Here is a 15,661-nt window from a genome sequence, read left to right on the forward strand (position 1 = left end):
AAAGTAACGGCGACGACACGCCGCCTATTTAACAGCAAAGGCTGTGCCTACTCAAATCAAGCATTTCGGGGTGTTGCAAGGGCGACGGCATTTCTGCGTCAAACGCTTGTCCTAGACACCTGTGGGCTTTTCAAACAGCCAGCTGGGTTATTTCCTACGTAGACCTAAGGCTTGGGTTTCGTTGTTTTCGCGGGCCAAGGCCGGGACGAATTGCCGCGCCGGGCTGCGCATCATCGGCACACTTGCTAGAGTGGTCCTGCACCTGATCAATGAATGCTTGTCAATTGAAGGGGATAAACATGGCAATCGATATCGGTATCAGTGAAGAAGATCGTAAATCCATCGTCGACGGGCTTTCGCGACTGCTTTCGGATACCTATGTACTGTACCTGAAGACACACAATTTCCATTGGAACGTCACGGGCCCCATGTTTCGCACGTTGCACCTGATGTTCGAAGAGCAATACAACGAGCTGGCGCTGGCGGTGGACTCCATTGCCGAGCGTATCCGTGCGTTGGGTTTTCCGGCGCCGGGCGCCTACTCCGTCTACGCCCGACTTTCTTCCATCAAGGAGGAAGAAGGCGTGCCGAGTGCTGAGGATATGATCAAGCAACTGGTGGAAGGCCAGGAAGCGGTCACGCGCACTGCGCGGGGTATCTTTCCGCTGCTCGACAAGGTCAGCGATGAACCGACGGCCGACCTGTTGACCCAGCGCATGCAGGTTCACGAGAAAACCGCGTGGATGCTGCGTTCCCTGCTTGAAAATCAGTAAATAACTACCCTTGGCGGCGCCTTCCCGGCGTCGCTTGCTTGTTTCCACGCATTTCCTGGCGTTGTCCTACGCCTATCAACGTCGCGTCTTCTGGCTGCTGCACTCTGCCTGCTGTTTTATAAGGCCATTGCCCAATGGGACAACCCATGGGCGGCTGTATGGCAATGGAGTGTCAGGTGTATGTCACGCGGAGTGGGTAATGGAATCATGGAAACCGCTGGTTTTCATAAAATAAAGGTCGACCCCTTTGTCAAAGGGTTCGACATGGGGCTGGCCAAGCCACTGTCCCGGTCGGTGAGGCTCAACGGGTTTTCCACGTGCCTGCGGCTGGAGCAGATCTATTGGAATATCCTCACGGAAATCGCCAGGATCAATGCCTGTTCGGTCAGTGCGTTGCTGTCTTATGTGGACCGGGAAGTGCACTTGCGTCATGGCGGCGTGAAGAACTTCAGTGGGTTGGTCAGGGTGGTGTGTGTGGTTCACGCCTTGAAAGAGCGTGTTCAACCTTCTTAGCTACCGGGCTTCGGGGTCATGTCCTCCTTTAAGGCGGGCAAGGCCCCTGGGCAGAAAGCCGGCTGCGCTGCCTCGATTTACCAGATATAATCCCGCGCTTTGCTGCGCGTGCCGGGTAATCCCGGAGCAGGCGTGGCGCAGTAACGTTCTGATCGCCGAGACATCGCCATGCCCATGTACGACTATCAATGTGCTTCCTGTGGTCATCAGTTGGAAGCCATTCAGAAGATCAGCGCCGCGCCGCTGGTCGATTGCCCGGCCTGCCAAGCGCCGCAGCTCAAGAAAATGTTGTCCATGCCAGGCTTCCGCCTGAGCGGCAGCGGCTGGTACGAGACCGACTTCAAGACCGGCTCGAAGAAGAATCTGGCGGGCGGCGACAAAGCAGACTGAGTTGAACTCTACGCGCAGGCTCCTGCATTATCCGTCCCCTGCTTTAATGTACGGTGACGAGGCAAGCCTCCACCGAATTTCGAATTACGAGAAGTGAAACCACTACCATGATGCGCAGCCACTATTGCGGCCAACTGAACGAGACCCTGGAAGGTCAGGAAATCACCCTTTGCGGATGGGTTCACCGTCGCCGCGACCACGGCGGGGTGATCTTCCTCGATATCCGTGATCGTGATGGTCTGGCCCAGGTGGTGTTCGACCCGGATCGCGCCGAGAGCTTCGCCGCCGCCGACCGCGTGCGCAGCGAATACGTCGTGAAGATCACCGGCAAGGTACGCCTGCGTCCGGCCGGTGCCGTGAACAAGAACATGGCCTCCGGCGGCATCGAAGTGCTGGGCTACGAGCTGGAAGTGCTGAACGAGTCGGAAACCCCGCCGTTCCCACTCAACGAATACTCCGACGTCGGCGAAGAAACCCGTCTGCGCTATCGCTTCCTGGACCTGCGTCGTCCGGAAATGGCCGAGAAGCTGCGCCTGCGTTCGCGCATGACCACCAGCATCCGCCGCTTCCTCGACGAAAACGGCTTCCTGGACGTTGAAACGCCGATCTTGACCCGGGCTACCCCGGAAGGCGCGCGTGACTACCTGGTGCCGAGCCGCACCCACGCCGGTTCGTTCTTCGCCCTGCCGCAATCACCGCAGCTGTTCAAGCAATTGTTGATGGTGGCCGGCTTCGACCGTTACTACCAGATCGCCAAGTGCTTCCGTGACGAAGACCTGCGCGCCGACCGTCAGCCGGAATTCACCCAGATCGACATCGAGACCAGCTTCCTCGATGAAAAAGAGATCATGGGCCTGACCGAGCAGATGATCCGCAACCTGTTCAAGGAAGTGCTGGACCTGGAGTTCGGCGATTTCCCGCACATGACCTTCGAAGAAGCCATGCGCCGCTACGGTTCCGACAAGCCAGACCTGCGTAACCCGCTGGAACTGGTGGACGTGGCCGACCAACTGAAAGAAGTCGACTTCAAGGTGTTCAGCGGCCCGGCCAACGACCCTAAATGCCGCATCGCTGCCCTGCGCGTGCCTGGCGGCGCGAGCATGCCGCGCAAGCAGATCGACGACTACACCAAGTTCGTCGGCATCTACGGTGCCAAGGGCCTGGCGTACATCAAGGTCAACGAGCGCGCCAACGGTGTTGACGGTCTGCAATCGCCGATCGTGAAAAACATCCCGTTGGACAACCTCAACGCGATCCTCGATCGCGTTGGCGCGGTTGACGGCGACATCGTGTTCTTCGGTGCCGACAAGGCCAAGATCGTCAGCGAGGCCCTGGGCGCGCTGCGCATCAAGCTGGGTCACGACCTGAGCCTGCTGACCTGCGAATGGGCCCCGATGTGGGTCGTTGACTTCCCGATGTTCGAAGAGAACGACGACGGCAGCTTCAGCGCCTTGCACCACCCGTTCACCGCGCCGAAGTGCTCGCCGGCCGAGCTGGAAGCCAACCCGGCGGGCTCGCTCTCCCGCGCCTACGACATGGTGCTCAACGGCACTGAGTTGGGTGGCGGTTCGATCCGTATCCACCGCAAAGAGATGCAACAAGCGGTCTTCCGCCTGTTGGGCATCAACGAAGCGGAACAGGAAGAGAAGTTCGGCTTCCTGCTCGACGCCCTGAAATACGGCGCGCCGCCGCACGGTGGCCTGGCGTTCGGTCTGGACCGCCTGGTGATGCTGATGACCGGCGCCCAGTCGATCCGTGAAGTGATCGCCTTCCCGAAAACCCAGAGTGCTGCGGACGTCATGACCCAGGCTCCAGGTGTGGTGGATGCCAAGGCACTGCGCGAGTTGCACATCCGCCTGCGTGAGACGCCGAAGGCTGAGTAAGGCTGCTGCGTGAAAGCGCACTGAGGTTTACGCAGTCTAAAAAGGCGCATCTTCGGATGCGCCTTTGCGTTAAAGGACTACCTCCCGCCTGGGGCGGGGTTGATCAAGGTTTCTATAGAATTTCGGAGTTGTGTTATGGCTGGCCATTCCAAGTGGGCGAACATCAAGCACCGCAAAGAGCGTCAGGATGCCAAGAAAGGCAAGATCTTCACCAAGTGGATCCGCGAGCTGACCGTCGCCGCCCGCCAGGGCGGTGGTGACCCCGGCTCCAACCCGCGTCTGCGCCTGGCGTTGGACAAGGCGCTTGGCGCCAACATGAGCCGCGACATCATCGACCGCGCCGTGGCCCGTGGCGCCGGTGCTGCCGATACCGACGACATGGTCGAACTGAGCTACGAAGGCTACGGCCCGGGCGGCGTGGCGGTGATGGTCGAGTGCATGACCGACAACCGTAACCGCACCGCGGCAGCCGTACGTCATGCGTTCAGCAAGTGCGGTGGCAACCTTGGCACCGACGGTTCGGTGGCTTACCTGTTCGAGCGCAAAGGGCAGATAACCTTTGCACCGGGCACGGATGAAGACGCGTTGATGGAAGCTGCGATGGAAGCAGACGCAGACGACGTGGTGACCAACGAAGACGGCTCCATCGATGTATTCACCTCGTTTGCCAGCTTCTACGCCGTGCGCAATGCGCTGGAAGCCGCCGGCTTCAAAGGCACCGACGCGGAGATCGTGATGCTGCCGACCACCAGCGCCGAGCTGGACCTGGACGGTGCGCAGAAGGTGCTGAAGATGCTGGATATGCTCGAAGACCTGGATGATGTGCAAAACGTGTATTCCAATGCCGACATCCCGGAAGATGTGGCTGCACAACTTGGCTAACTGCCCCCTGTAGGAGCGAGCTTGCTCGCGAAAATCGTCAACGATAACGCTGGACATCTGACACCCAGCGGCGCTTTCGAGTTTTTCGCGAGCAAGCTCGCTCCTACAGTGAGTAGGCGTCGTCTCTGATGCCTCAATTCAATAAACCCGCAGGCGTTATGACTTTAATCCTAGGTATCGACCCCGGTTCGCGCATCACCGGTTTTGGCGTGGTGCAACAGACCCCGCGCGGCTGTGTCTACGTCGCCTCGGGCTGCATCCGCACCGGCGCGGGCGAGTTGGCCGAGCGCCTGCAGATCGTCTATCGCGGCGTGCGTGAAGTGATCCAGACCTACGGGCCGGTCACCATGGGCATCGAAAAGGTGTTCATGGCAAAAAATGCCGATTCGGCGTTGAAGCTGGGCCAGGCCCGTGGCGCCGCCATCGTGGCTGGAGCGGAGGAGGGCATGGAAATCGCCGAATACACCGCGACCCAAGTGAAGCAGGCCGTGGTCGGCACCGGTGCGGCCAATAAAGAGCAGGTGCAGATGATGGTCATGCACATGCTCAAGCTCACCTCAAAACCGCAGATCGACGCCTCCGACGCCCTGGCCATTGCCATCTGCCATGCGCACACCCGATCCAGCCTGCTGCCTCATGGCCTGGGTACGGCACGCAGTCGTGGCGGGCGCCTGCGTCTCTGATAGCATCAGCGCAATCGTAATTTCCGGTCAGGCCTTGATCTGACCCCAAGCTTTAAGGATCTGAACCGTGATTGGACGCTTGCGCGGCACCCTGGCTGAGAAACAGCCGCCGCACCTGATTCTGGATGTAAACGGGCTGGGGTATGAGCTGGAAGTGCCCATGACCACCCTGTATCGCCTACCGTCGGTCGGTGAGCCGATTACGCTGCACACCCACTTGGTGGTGCGCGAGGACGCACAGTTACTCTATGGTTTCATTGGCAAGCGTGACCGCGACTTCTTCCGTGAGCTGATCCGCCTCAACGGCGTGGGCCCCAAACTGGCCCTGGCGTTGATGTCGAGCCTGGAAGTGGATGAGCTGGTGCGTGCTGTGTCGGCCCAGGACACGTCGGCGCTGACCAAGGTGCCGGGCGTCGGCAAGAAGACCGCCGAGCGCCTGTTGGTAGAACTCAAGGACCGCTTCAAGGCCTGGGAAGTGGTGCCGAGCATGTTCGCCCTGGTGCCGAATCAGCCGGATATGCCGGCTGGCCAGGTTGCCAGCGCCGAAAGCGATGCCGTCAGCGCCCTGATTTCCCTGGGCTACAAGCCGCAGGAAGCCAGCAAGGCCGTGTCGGCCATCAAGGACAAGAACCTGAGCAGTGAAGACATGATCCGCCGCGCCCTGAAGGGAATGATTTAAGTGATTGAAGCTGATCGTCTGATTGCAGCCACTGGCCCGCGCGACCGTGAAGAGGTCCAGGACCGCGCCATCCGCCCCTTGAGCCTGGCCGAATACATCGGCCAGCCTACCGTGCGCGAGCAGATGGAGTTGTTCATCCAGGCTGCGCGCGGGCGCAGTGAGTCCCTGGACCACACGCTGATCTTCGGGCCTCCTGGGTTGGGCAAGACCACCCTGGCCAACATCATCGCCCAGGAAATGGGGGTGTCGATCAAGTCCACCTCCGGCCCGGTGCTGGAGCGTCCGGGGGATCTGGCGGCGTTGCTGACCAACCTTGAGCCCCATGACGTGCTGTTTATCGACGAGATCCATCGGCTCTCGCCGATCGTCGAGGAGGTGCTGTACCCGGCGATGGAGGACTTCCAGCTCGACATCATGATCGGTGAAGGCCCGGCCGCTCGCTCGATCAAGCTCGACCTGCCACCGTTCACGTTGGTCGGTGCCACAACACGTGCGGGCATGCTCACCAACCCGTTGCGAGACCGTTTCGGCATTGTTCAACGTCTAGAGTTCTATAGCACGGCAGACCTGGCGACCATCGTCAGCCGTTCGGCGAGCATTCTCGGTTTGCCGCTGGACCCGGAAGGCGCGTTTGAAATCGCCCGTCGAGCCCGCGGTACGCCACGGATTGCCAACCGCTTGCTGCGTCGCGTGCGAGACTTTGCCGAAGTGCGGGCCAAGGGGCACATCACCAAGGCGGTGGCCGACTTGGCGTTGAACCTGCTGGATGTGGATGAGCATGGTTTCGATCACCAGGATCGACGTCTACTCTTGACCATGATCGAGAAGTTCGACGGTGGCCCGGTGGGGGTCGACAGCCTGGCCGCGGCCATCAGTGAAGAGCGCCATACCATTGAGGATGTGCTGGAGCCGTACTTGATCCAGCAGGGTTACATCATGCGTACGCCGAGGGGGCGAGTGGTCACGCGCCACGCCTATCTGCACTTCGGGTTAAACATTCCGTCACGATTGGGCGAGATGCCTGTAGTAGACGAATTCCTCGATGCAGTGGACGATTAAAAGCTTCACGCCAGACGATTTATCCGAGGTTTGTGCTGTCCTAGTGGCTGGTGTCGTCATTCAGTCAGTAAGAAATGTTTCAGACAACGAAAAAACAGTTGCCCAGCCGGATTGGCAACCTGAGGAGTAAGCACTAGAGTATGCGCGCGCAAAACGGGGATCAGTCGTTCGCACATCGCTGTCGCGTTTATTACGAGGACACCGATGCCGGCGGCATCGTGTATTACGTCAACTACCTCAAGTTCATGGAGCGGGCTCGAACCGAGCGGCTACGGGAGCTGGGCTTTGCCCAATCCCAGCTGGCAGGGGAGGACCTGTTATTCGTCGTGCATTCCAGCGAGGCGCGCTACCACGCGCCGGCGCGGCTGGACGACGAACTGTTGGTCAGCGCTGAAGTAATCGAATTGAACCGTGTCAGCCTGCGTTTCAAGCAGCAGGTCAGGCGGGCAACGGATGCAACGCTGCTCTGTGAGGGGCAGTTCCTGGTGGCCTGTGTGCGCACCAATAGTTTGAAACCCCGGGCCATTCCCGAAGCTCTACGTGCGGCCTTTGCCGACGTAAGCGGCGCGGGTAAACAATCAAAGCAGGAGATTTAGCGTGGAACCTACCGTCGTCGACCATTCCTCCATGTGGAGCCTGGTCAGCAATGCCAGTGTTGTGGTTCAACTGGTCATGCTGACCCTGGTAGCCGCATCGGTTACCTCTTGGGTCATGATTTTTCAGCGCAGCAACCTGCTGCGTGCCGGTCGACGTGCCCTGGAGAGCTTTGAAGAGCGCTTCTGGTCGGGTATCGACCTGTCCAAGCTTTACCGTCAGGCGGGCAGCAACCCGGACCCGGATTCGGGCGTCGAGCAGATCTTCCGCGCCGGCTTCAAGGAATTCTCCCGCCTGCGCCAGCAGCCTGGTGTTGACCCGGAAGCTGTAATGGAAGGCGTGGCCCGCGCCATGCGCGTCGCCATTTCCCGCGAAGAAGAGAAGCTTGAGCAAAGCCTGCCGTTCCTCGCCACCGTCGGTTCTGTAAGCCCGTACATCGGCCTCTTCGGTACTGTGTGGGGCATCATGAACTCCTTCCGTGGTTTGGCCCAGGCCCAGCAAGCGACCCTGGCCACCGTGGCCCCGGGTATTGCCGAAGCCCTGATCGCCACCGCGATCGGCTTGTTCGCTGCTATCCCGGCAGTAATCGCCTACAACCGTTTTGCCGCCCGCGGCGAGAACCTGATTGGCCGTTACTACACCTTCGCCGATGAATTCCAGGCGATCCTGCACCGTAAAGTGCACACCAGCGAAGAATAAGCAGGTATCTCACGATGGCTTTAATCACTCGAGCTCGAACCAAGCGCAAGCCGGTCGCCGAGATGAACGTAGTGCCTTACATCGACGTGATGCTGGTGCTGCTGGTTATCTTCATGGTGACCGCGCCGATGCTCAATCAGGGCGTGAAGGTTGATCTGCCCAAGGTTTCCAGCGAAGCCTTGCCGCAAGACAACAACACCCAGGTCCTGACCATTTCGATCAAGGCTGACAAGACCTATTACTGGAACCTTGGCAGCGAAGTCGACACCCAGAAACAGCAGGACAAGGCCATGACCTTGCCGCAGATGACCGACGCGGTGACCAAAATCATCCGCTCCGGCAACGAAGGCGGCAAGCACACCCAGGTCTTCATCCGCGGCGACAAAGTGGTCGACTACGGCTCCGTCATGGGCGCCATGGGCGGACTGCAGAAGGCCGGCGTGGGTAACGTTGGCCTGATTACCGAGGCGCCCTGATGCAGCAACAGCGAGAGCCGTCCGCCTCGGAAAGCTACTTCTGGCCTAGCGTCTGGGCAATTGCCCTGCACGTCCTGGTGTTTGGCATGCTGTTCGTCAGCTTTGCCATGACTCCGGACCTGCCGCCAGCCAAGCCGATCGTGCAGGCGACCCTGTATCAGCTGAAATCGAAAAGTCAGGCCACCACCCAGACCAATCAGAAGATTGCGGGTGAGGCCCAGAAGTCGGCTGCGCGCCAGACTGAAGTCGAACAGATGGAACAGAAGAAGGTCGAGCAGGAAGCGGTGAAGGCTGCTGCGGAACAAAAGAAAGAAGAGGCGGCTCAAAAGGCCGAGGAATCGAAAAAGGCTGACGAAGCCAAGAAAGCGGACGAGGCGAAAAAGGCTGATGAAGCCAAGAAAGCCGAGAAAGCTGCCGAAGCCAAAAAGGCCGAAGAGAAACAATTGGCTGATATAGCCAAGAAGAAGTCTGAAGAAGAAGCCAAGAAGGCTGCTGAAGAAGAGGCCAAGAAAAAGGCCGCTGAAGACGCCAAGAAGAAAATAGTCGAAGACGCGAAGAAGAAAGCCGCCGAAGACGCCAAGAAAAAAGCTGAAGCAGACGAGGCGAAGAAAAAAGTCGCCGACGACGCGAAGAAGAAAGCTGCCGCCGACGCCCAGAAGAAAAAGGCCCAGGAAGCAGCGCGCAAATCCGCCGAAGAGAAAAAGGCCCAGGCCTTGGCAGATTTGCTCTCCGACACGCCGCAGCGTCAACAAGCCTTGGCCGATGAACGTGGTGATGAAGTCGCGGGCAGTTTCGACGACCTGATTCGGGCGCGGGCAGCAGAGGGCTGGACACGTCCACCTTCGGCACGTAAAGGCATGACAGTAGTGCTGCAGATCGGCATGTTGCCGGACGGTACGGTGACTTCGGTCAGCGTGTCCAAGTCCAGTGGTGACGGTTCGTTCGACAGTTCGGCGGTTGCCGCGGTCAAGAATATTGGCCGGTTGACCGAGATGCAGGGAATGAAACCAAGCGACTTCGCTCCCTATCGTTCATTCAAGATGACATTCACACCTGAGGATCTAGCCTTGTGAGAAACCTTCTTCGAGGAATGCTTGTCGTTATTTGCTGTATGGCAGGGATAGCGGCGGCGGATGAAAAGAACATCCTGGTCACCAGCGGTAGCGATCGGGCCACCCCGATCGCGGTAGTACCGTTCGGCTGGCAGGGCGGCAGCGTGCTGCCGGACGACATGGCCCAGATCGTCAGCGACGACCTGCGCAACTCCGGCTACTACGCACCGATTCCAAAAGGCAACATGATCAGCCAGCCAAACCAGGCCAGCGAAGTCGTGTTCCGCGACTGGAAAGCGGTAGGTGCGCAGTACCTGATGGTCGGCAATATCACGCCAGCCGGTGGTCGTCTGCAAATCACCTACACCTTGTTCAACGTGGCGACCGAGCAGCAGGTTCTGACCGGTAGCGTGTCGGGCACGGCCGAGCAGATCCGTGACATGGCCCACTACATCTCGGACCAGTCCTTTGAAAAGCTCACCGGTATCAAGGGTGCTTTCTCGACGCGTCTGCTGTACGTAACGGCTGAACGTTTCTCCGTAGACAACACTCGTTACACTTTGCAGCGCTCGGACTATGACGGTGCACGGGCTGTGACCTTGCTGCAATCACGTGAGCCTATCCTGTCGCCGCGCTTTGCGCCGGACGGCAAGCGTATTGCCTACGTGTCTTTTGAGCAGAAGCGTCCGCGTATCTTCGTCCAGCACATTGATACTGGCCGTCGTGAGCAGATCACCAACTTCGAAGGCCTCAACGGTGCACCGGCCTGGTCGCCGGATGGTTCGCGCCTGGCGTTCGTGCTGTCCAAGGATGGCAACCCGGACATCTACGTGATGAACATGGCTTCGCGCCAGATCTCCCGTGTAACCAGCGGCCCGGGTATCAATACCGAACCGTTCTGGGGCAAGGATGGTTCGACCATCTACTTCACCTCTGACCGCGGCGGCAAGCCACAGGTCTACAAGGCGAACGTGAATGGTGGTGGTGCAGAGCGCGTTACTTTTATCGGTAACTACAACGCCAACCCTAAGCTTTCGGCCGATGAAAAGACGTTGGTGATGATTCACCGTCAGGATGGTTTCACTAATTTCCGGGTTGCGGCCCAGGATTTGCAGCGCGGAACCGTAAAAATCCTTACAGATACCAACCTTGATGAGTCAGCCACTGTTGCGCCCAACGGCACCATGGTAATCTACGCCACCCGCCAGCAGGGCCGGGGAGTCTTGATGCTCGTGTCCATTAATGGACGCGTAAGGCTCCCACTTCCTACCGCACAAGGCGAAGTCAGAGAACCATCCTGGTCCCCTTACCTGAACTGACGCGGCGCTACAAAAAGATTTGCTTAACACACTGGGGTTCATTAGGAGTTTCACGATGGAAATGCTGAAGTTTGGTAAGTTTGCTGCTCTGGCTCTGGCTCTGTCCGTAGCCGTTGGTTGCTCGTCTAAAGGCGGCGACAATGCCGGTGAAGGCGCAGCTGTTGATCCAAACGCTGGTTACGGCGCTAACACTGGTGCGGTTGACGGCTCCCTGAGCGAAGAAGCTGCTCTGCGCGCTATCACCACTTTCTACTTCGAATACGACAGTTCGGACCTGAAACCAGAAGCCATGCGCGCTCTGGACGTTCACGCGAAGGACCTGAAAGCTAACGGCGCTCGCGTTGTTCTGGAAGGTAACACTGACGAACGTGGTACTCGTGAGTACAACATGGCACTGGGCGAGCGTCGTGCGAAAGCCGTTCAGCGCTACCTGGTACTGCAAGGTGTTGCTCCAGGCCAACTGGAACTGGTTTCCTACGGTAAAGAGCGTCCAGTTGCTACTGGCCACGACGAGCAGTCCTGGGCTCAAAACCGTCGCGTCGAACTGCGTAAGTAATTCGTCATGCGAACGTGCCGTCGTGCTCTAACTGTATTGGCTCTCAGCCTCGCACCGCTTGCGGTGTGGGCTGCGGTTCCTGTGGAAGATAGCAACTCTGGCTATAACAATAGCGGGAGCAGTTATCCGCCAGCGGGTTATGGCACGAACGGCGCCTATGCGGGGGGGGCGGCTACGTCCGCTCCCTCGGCACAGGGCGAACTGTTCAACCAGCTGCAACGTATGCAGGATCAACTGGCGCAGCAACAAGGCACCATTGAAGTACTGCAGAACCAAGTGAACCAGCTGAAGCAAGAAGGCCTGGAGCGTTACCAGGATCTTGATCGACGCATTGGAGCCGGCGTGCAACCTGCCGCAACTCCTGATAATTCTTCTGCCGGTGGCGCGCCAAGCGCTGCTGCCGGTGGTGCAGCAGCAGGGGCGGCTGCCAGCCAAGCCCCTGCCGCGAGCAGCGAACCGGGTGATCCGGCGAAGGAAAAGCTGTATTACGATGCAGCCTTCGACCTGATCAAAGCCAAGGATTTCGATAAGGCCAGCCAGGCATTTACCGCTTTCCTGCGCAAATACCCAAACAGCCAGTACGCGGGCAACGCCCAATACTGGTTGGGCGAAGTCAACCTGGCCAAGGGTGATCTACAGGGCGCGGGCCAGGCATTTGCCAAGGTCAGCCAGCTGTACCCCAAGCACGCCAAGGTGCCGGATTCGCTGTACAAACTTGCTGACGTAGAACGCCGCCTGGGTCATACCGACAAGGTCAAAGGCATTCTGCAGCAGGTTGTGGCCCAGTATCCGGGGACTTCCGCTGCCCAGTTGGCTCAACGGGATCTGCAGCGCTTGTAAGCGATGCAGCCGTTTAGAAGAAACCCGCGCCTGGCGCGGGTTTTTTCGTTAGAATCCACGCCCTTTTATGAAACACGCTTTTTGGGGCCTGCGCGTTGGCGGGGTTCCTTTAAGTGCCTGACGGAGGCGGACAGCCTGTTTAGCTGTTACGCCCGTGGCGACTATGCAAGACACATTACGTATTACCGAAGTCTTTTACTCGTTGCAGGGTGAAACGCGAACGGCTGGCCTGCCCACAGTATTTGTGCGCCTGACCGGTTGCCCCTTGCGTTGCCAATACTGCGACAGCGCCTATGCCTTCAGTGGCGGCACCGTGCGCACCCTCGATGACATCCTGGAGCAGGTCGCCGGCTACAAGCCGCGCTACGTCTGTGTGACCGGCGGTGAACCGTTGGCCCAGCCCAATGCCATTCCGTTGCTCAAGCAGCTGTGTGATGCCGGCTACGAGGTTTCCCTGGAGACCAGTGGCGCCCTGGACATCTCAGCGGTCGACCCCCGTGTCAGCCGCGTGGTCGACCTCAAGACCCCCGACTCCAAGGAAGCGCACCGCAACCGCTACGAGAACATCGAGCTGCTGACGGCCAATGACCAGGTCAAGTTCGTCATCTGTTCCCGCGACGACTACGACTGGGCGAACTCCAAGCTGATTCAATACGGGCTGGACCGCCGTGCAGGCGAAGTGCTGTTCTCGCCTAGCCACCATGACCTGAACGCACGCGACCTCGCTGATTGGGTGGTTGCAGACAACTTACCGGTGCGCCTGCAATTGCAGTTGCATAAATACCTTTGGAACGACGAGCCAGGACGCTGATATGACTGAACACACAATGGATCAAAAACGCGCGGTAATCCTGCTGTCCGGCGGCCTCGACTCCGCCACCGTGGTGGCCATGGCCCAGGCGCAAGGCTACAGCTGCTACACCATGAGCTTCGACTACGGCCAGCGTCACCGCGCCGAGCTGAACGCCGCGGCGCGTATCGCCCGTGAGATGGGTGTGGTCGAGCACAAGGTGATCGGCCTGAACCTCAACGGCATCGGCGGTTCCGCGTTGACCGACAGCAGCATTGATGTGCCGGAAGCGCCCAGCGAAGGGATCCCGGTGACCTACGTGCCGGCACGCAACACCGTGTTCCTGTCGCTGGCCCTCGGCTGGGCAGAAGTGCTCAACGCTCGCGACATCTTCATCGGCGTCAACGCAGTGGATTACTCTGGTTACCCGGACTGCCGCCCGGAGTTCGTCGAATCGTTCGAACGCATGGCCAACCTGGCGACCAAAGCCGGTGTAGAAGGGCAGGGTTTCCGCATCCTGGCGCCGCTGCAAAACCTGAGCAAGGCCGATATCGTCAAGGCTGGTGTAGGACTTGGCGTAGATTATTCGCTGACTGTTTCCTGCTATCAGGCAGACGATGACGGCCGTGCTTGTGGGAAATGCGACAGCTGCCGACTGCGTGCAGAAGGCTTCCAAGCGGCCGGAATTACTGACCCAACGCGTTATTTCTGATTTATTTCAAATAAGGTGTTGAATAATCCTTAGAAATCAGTATTATACGCGCCACCACACAGCGGGTCGTTAGCTCAGTTGGTAGAGCAGTTGGCTTTTAACCAATTGGTCGTAGGTTCGAATCCCACACGACCCACCATTTTTGGCGGTTTAGAAAATCCGGAAGGCCCACGCAAGTGAGGATTTCCGGGTTTTTTTTTGCCTGTTGGAATACAGAGACAGCCCCAGGCATACGAGTGCCTGGGTTTTTTTGTATCCGAGTCATTACCAAGTTCTGTTCAAAACCAATAGGTCATGACCAGGCTTTAAGGTCATTATTGGGGATGAAAAAACAGCTAAAGTCATTGAATTTCATAGGATTGTCCGACAATCGCCTGCATGAAAAACTCTTCATAAACCCCCCGCTCGAACGTTGGTAGCTTCCTCGTCGCTGCCCCACAATTCGAGTCCTAATAATGAATAACAAAACTCTTAAAGGCGCCTTGGCGCTCGCCGTTTCCCTTGCCTCAACCCAGCTGTTCGCCGGTGGTTTCGCGCTCAATGAACAAAGTATCAGTTCAATGGGCACGGGCTATGCCGGTCGTTCCTCATCGGCCGAAGACGCCAGTACCGTGTTCGGCAACCCCGCCGGTATGTCTCGCCTGAAGCAGAATGAAGTCAGCCTCGGTGCGACTTACCTCGATGCCAAAACCGATATCAAAAACGCCAGTTCCTCGCAGTTCGGTGCCGACAACCCAGGCACCAACAAAGGCGACATGGTGCCCGGTATTGCCGTGCCGATGGGCTACCTGGTCACGCCCATCGATGAGCACTGGGCGTTTGGCCTGGGCATCTATGCACCGTTCGGCCTGGTGACCGACTATGAGCACAGCTTCCAGGGCAATGGCTTCGGCAACAAGAGCAAGGTTTCGGTCATCACCGTGCAGCCGACGGTCAGCTATGCCTTCAACGATAAAGTGTCAGTGGGCATCGGCCCAACCTTCAACCGCATCAGTGGCGAGCTGGATTCCAATGTGCCGCTGGGTGGCGGCGCGGGCGAAAGCGTGAAGGTCAAAGGCGATGACAACGCCACCGGGTTCAACGCTGGTATCCTGGTACAACCCCTCGAAAGTACACGCATCGGCGTGACCTACCACTCGCAGGTGGTGTACCACCTTACCGGCAAGACCCACGCCTCCGGTTTGATTTCCGATGCCTTTGACGGTGGGCCACAGCGCTATGACGCCAGCTTGAACGTCACCACGCCGTCTTCGGTCGACTTCTCTGTCACCCATCAACTCAATGACGACTGGACCCTCTACCTCGGCAGCACCTACACCCGTTGGAGCCAACTGAAGAAGATCACCATCAACAACGATGGTGTATCCGACCTCACCGCGCAGTTCGGCGGCCTGGGCTCGATCACCGAGCAGCAGCACTGGCATGACACCTGGTCCCACGCCATCGGCGCGGCGTATCGGGTCAACAAACAACTGGTGCTGCGGACCGGGTTCTCGGTGGACCAGACGCCCACCAACAACACCGACCGTTCCGTGCGGATTCCTACGGGTGACCGCACTGTTTTCAGCCTGGGCGCCGGGTGGACGCCTGTCGACAACCTGACCTTCGATGTGGCGTATTCCTACCTCAAGGAAGAGCCGATCAAGGTCCATCAGAATCTTTCCCAGGTGGGCCTGACCTACGATGCCAAGTATGAAAACAGCGCCAATGGGTTCGGTGGGTCGGTGACTTACCGGTTCTAATGTTCTCAATACCGCAAGG

Annotated in this window: 18 protein-coding genes, 1 tRNA gene and 1 pseudogene; all 20 read left to right on the top strand. The window is 58.6% G+C overall.

The genetic code is table 11. From position 1 onward, the window contains the following. The first annotated feature begins 299 nt into the window (after positions 1 to 299). The 20 genes and pseudogenes from HX868_RS25495 to HX868_RS25585 all read left to right on the top strand — a co-directional run bounded on the left by HX868_RS25495 (position 300) and on the right by HX868_RS25585 (position 15,642). On the top strand, positions 300 to 773 hold the full coding sequence (locus HX868_RS25495) for a Dps family protein (RefSeq protein ID WP_016975454.1): 474 nt from the start codon (positions 300 to 302) through the stop codon (positions 771 to 773). A 180-nt stretch (positions 774 to 953) separates the two neighbouring features. Continuing rightward, on the top strand, positions 954 to 1,286 hold the full coding sequence (locus HX868_RS25500) for a ribbon-helix-helix domain-containing protein (protein ID WP_095017437.1): 333 nt from the start codon (positions 954 to 956) through the stop codon (positions 1,284 to 1,286). A gap of 168 nt (positions 1,287 to 1,454) precedes the next feature. Further along, on the top strand, positions 1,455 to 1,676 hold the full coding sequence (locus HX868_RS25505; RefSeq protein WP_016975453.1) for an FmdB family zinc ribbon protein: 222 nt from the start codon (positions 1,455 to 1,457) through the stop codon (positions 1,674 to 1,676). A gap of 107 nt (positions 1,677 to 1,783) precedes the next feature. Continuing rightward, the gene (gene aspS / locus HX868_RS25510; protein ID WP_177004766.1) at positions 1,784 to 3,559 is read left to right on the top strand and encodes an aspartate--tRNA ligase; all 1,776 of its coding nucleotides are present in this window, start codon (positions 1,784 to 1,786) and stop codon (positions 3,557 to 3,559) included. 135 nt (positions 3,560 to 3,694) lie between these two features. Then, positions 3,695 to 4,441 carry a YebC/PmpR family DNA-binding transcriptional regulator gene (locus tag HX868_RS25515; protein WP_016975451.1) on the top strand — a complete coding sequence of 249 codons (747 nt, stop codon included), beginning with the start codon at positions 3,695 to 3,697 and terminating at the stop codon, positions 4,439 to 4,441. Next, positions 4,442 to 4,552, top strand: a pseudogene (locus tag HX868_RS30935) (outer membrane lipoprotein carrier protein LolA); the annotation flags it as partial. A 47-nt stretch (positions 4,553 to 4,599) separates the two neighbouring features. Then, positions 4,600 to 5,124, top strand: coding sequence for a crossover junction endodeoxyribonuclease RuvC (gene ruvC / locus HX868_RS25520; RefSeq protein ID WP_016975450.1), 525 nt, complete (start codon positions 4,600 to 4,602; stop codon positions 5,122 to 5,124). Positions 5,125 to 5,191: 67 nt separating this feature from the next. Beyond that, positions 5,192 to 5,803, top strand: a complete 612-nt coding sequence (gene ruvA / locus HX868_RS25525; RefSeq protein ID WP_003175802.1) for a Holliday junction branch migration protein RuvA — start codon at positions 5,192 to 5,194, stop codon at positions 5,801 to 5,803. Continuing rightward, the gene (gene ruvB, locus HX868_RS25530) at positions 5,804 to 6,862 is read left to right on the top strand and encodes a Holliday junction branch migration DNA helicase RuvB (protein WP_003193867.1); all 1,059 of its coding nucleotides are present in this window, start codon (positions 5,804 to 5,806) and stop codon (positions 6,860 to 6,862) included. A 140-nt stretch (positions 6,863 to 7,002) separates the two neighbouring features. After that, entirely contained in the window at positions 7,003 to 7,458 is a 456-nt protein-coding gene (ybgC, locus tag HX868_RS25535) for a tol-pal system-associated acyl-CoA thioesterase (RefSeq protein ID WP_015885610.1), read from the top strand. 1 nt (position 7,459) lies between these two features. Continuing rightward, the gene (gene tolQ / locus HX868_RS25540; RefSeq protein WP_010208111.1) at positions 7,460 to 8,155 is read left to right on the top strand and encodes a protein TolQ; all 696 of its coding nucleotides are present in this window, start codon (positions 7,460 to 7,462) and stop codon (positions 8,153 to 8,155) included. A 23-nt stretch (positions 8,156 to 8,178) separates the two neighbouring features. Continuing rightward, entirely contained in the window at positions 8,179 to 8,631 is a 453-nt protein-coding gene (gene tolR / locus HX868_RS25545) for a protein TolR (protein WP_177004859.1), read from the top strand. Then, positions 8,631 to 9,704 carry a cell envelope integrity protein TolA gene (gene tolA / locus HX868_RS25550; protein ID WP_016975448.1) on the top strand — a complete coding sequence of 358 codons (1,074 nt, stop codon included), beginning with the start codon at positions 8,631 to 8,633 and terminating at the stop codon, positions 9,702 to 9,704. The genes tolR and tolA overlap by 1 nt, the downstream gene beginning before the upstream one ends. A gap of 17 nt (positions 9,705 to 9,721) precedes the next feature. Next, positions 9,722 to 11,002, top strand: coding sequence for a Tol-Pal system beta propeller repeat protein TolB (tolB, locus tag HX868_RS25555; protein WP_032864323.1), 1,281 nt, complete (start codon positions 9,722 to 9,724; stop codon positions 11,000 to 11,002). 55 nt (positions 11,003 to 11,057) lie between these two features. Then, positions 11,058 to 11,558: a peptidoglycan-associated lipoprotein Pal gene (pal, locus tag HX868_RS25560; protein WP_003209827.1), complete on the top strand. Its 501-nt coding sequence runs from the start codon at positions 11,058 to 11,060 to the stop codon at positions 11,556 to 11,558. A gap of 6 nt (positions 11,559 to 11,564) precedes the next feature. Beyond that, positions 11,565 to 12,398 (top strand): tol-pal system protein YbgF, encoded by an 834-nt coding sequence (ybgF, locus tag HX868_RS25565; RefSeq protein WP_016975447.1) that lies wholly within the window; start codon positions 11,565 to 11,567, stop codon positions 12,396 to 12,398. A gap of 163 nt (positions 12,399 to 12,561) precedes the next feature. Beyond that, the gene (gene queE, locus HX868_RS25570) at positions 12,562 to 13,209 is read left to right on the top strand and encodes a 7-carboxy-7-deazaguanine synthase QueE (RefSeq protein ID WP_010208116.1); all 648 of its coding nucleotides are present in this window, start codon (positions 12,562 to 12,564) and stop codon (positions 13,207 to 13,209) included. Between the two features lie 16 nt (positions 13,210 to 13,225). Then, on the top strand, positions 13,226 to 13,900 hold the full coding sequence (gene queC, locus HX868_RS25575; RefSeq protein WP_177004860.1) for a 7-cyano-7-deazaguanine synthase QueC: 675 nt from the start codon (positions 13,226 to 13,228) through the stop codon (positions 13,898 to 13,900). A gap of 63 nt (positions 13,901 to 13,963) precedes the next feature. Continuing rightward, positions 13,964 to 14,039 (top strand) — tRNA-Lys (locus tag HX868_RS25580). A gap of 316 nt (positions 14,040 to 14,355) precedes the next feature. Beyond that, complete coding sequence (locus HX868_RS25585) at positions 14,356 to 15,642, top strand: OmpP1/FadL family transporter (RefSeq protein WP_177004767.1); 1,287 nt, start codon at positions 14,356 to 14,358, stop codon at positions 15,640 to 15,642. Positions 15,643 to 15,661 lie beyond the last annotated feature (19 nt).

It is taken from the genome of Pseudomonas reactans, assembly GCF_013385825.1.
GTDB classification, from domain to species: Bacteria; Pseudomonadota; Gammaproteobacteria; order Pseudomonadales; family Pseudomonadaceae; genus Aquipseudomonas; species Aquipseudomonas reactans.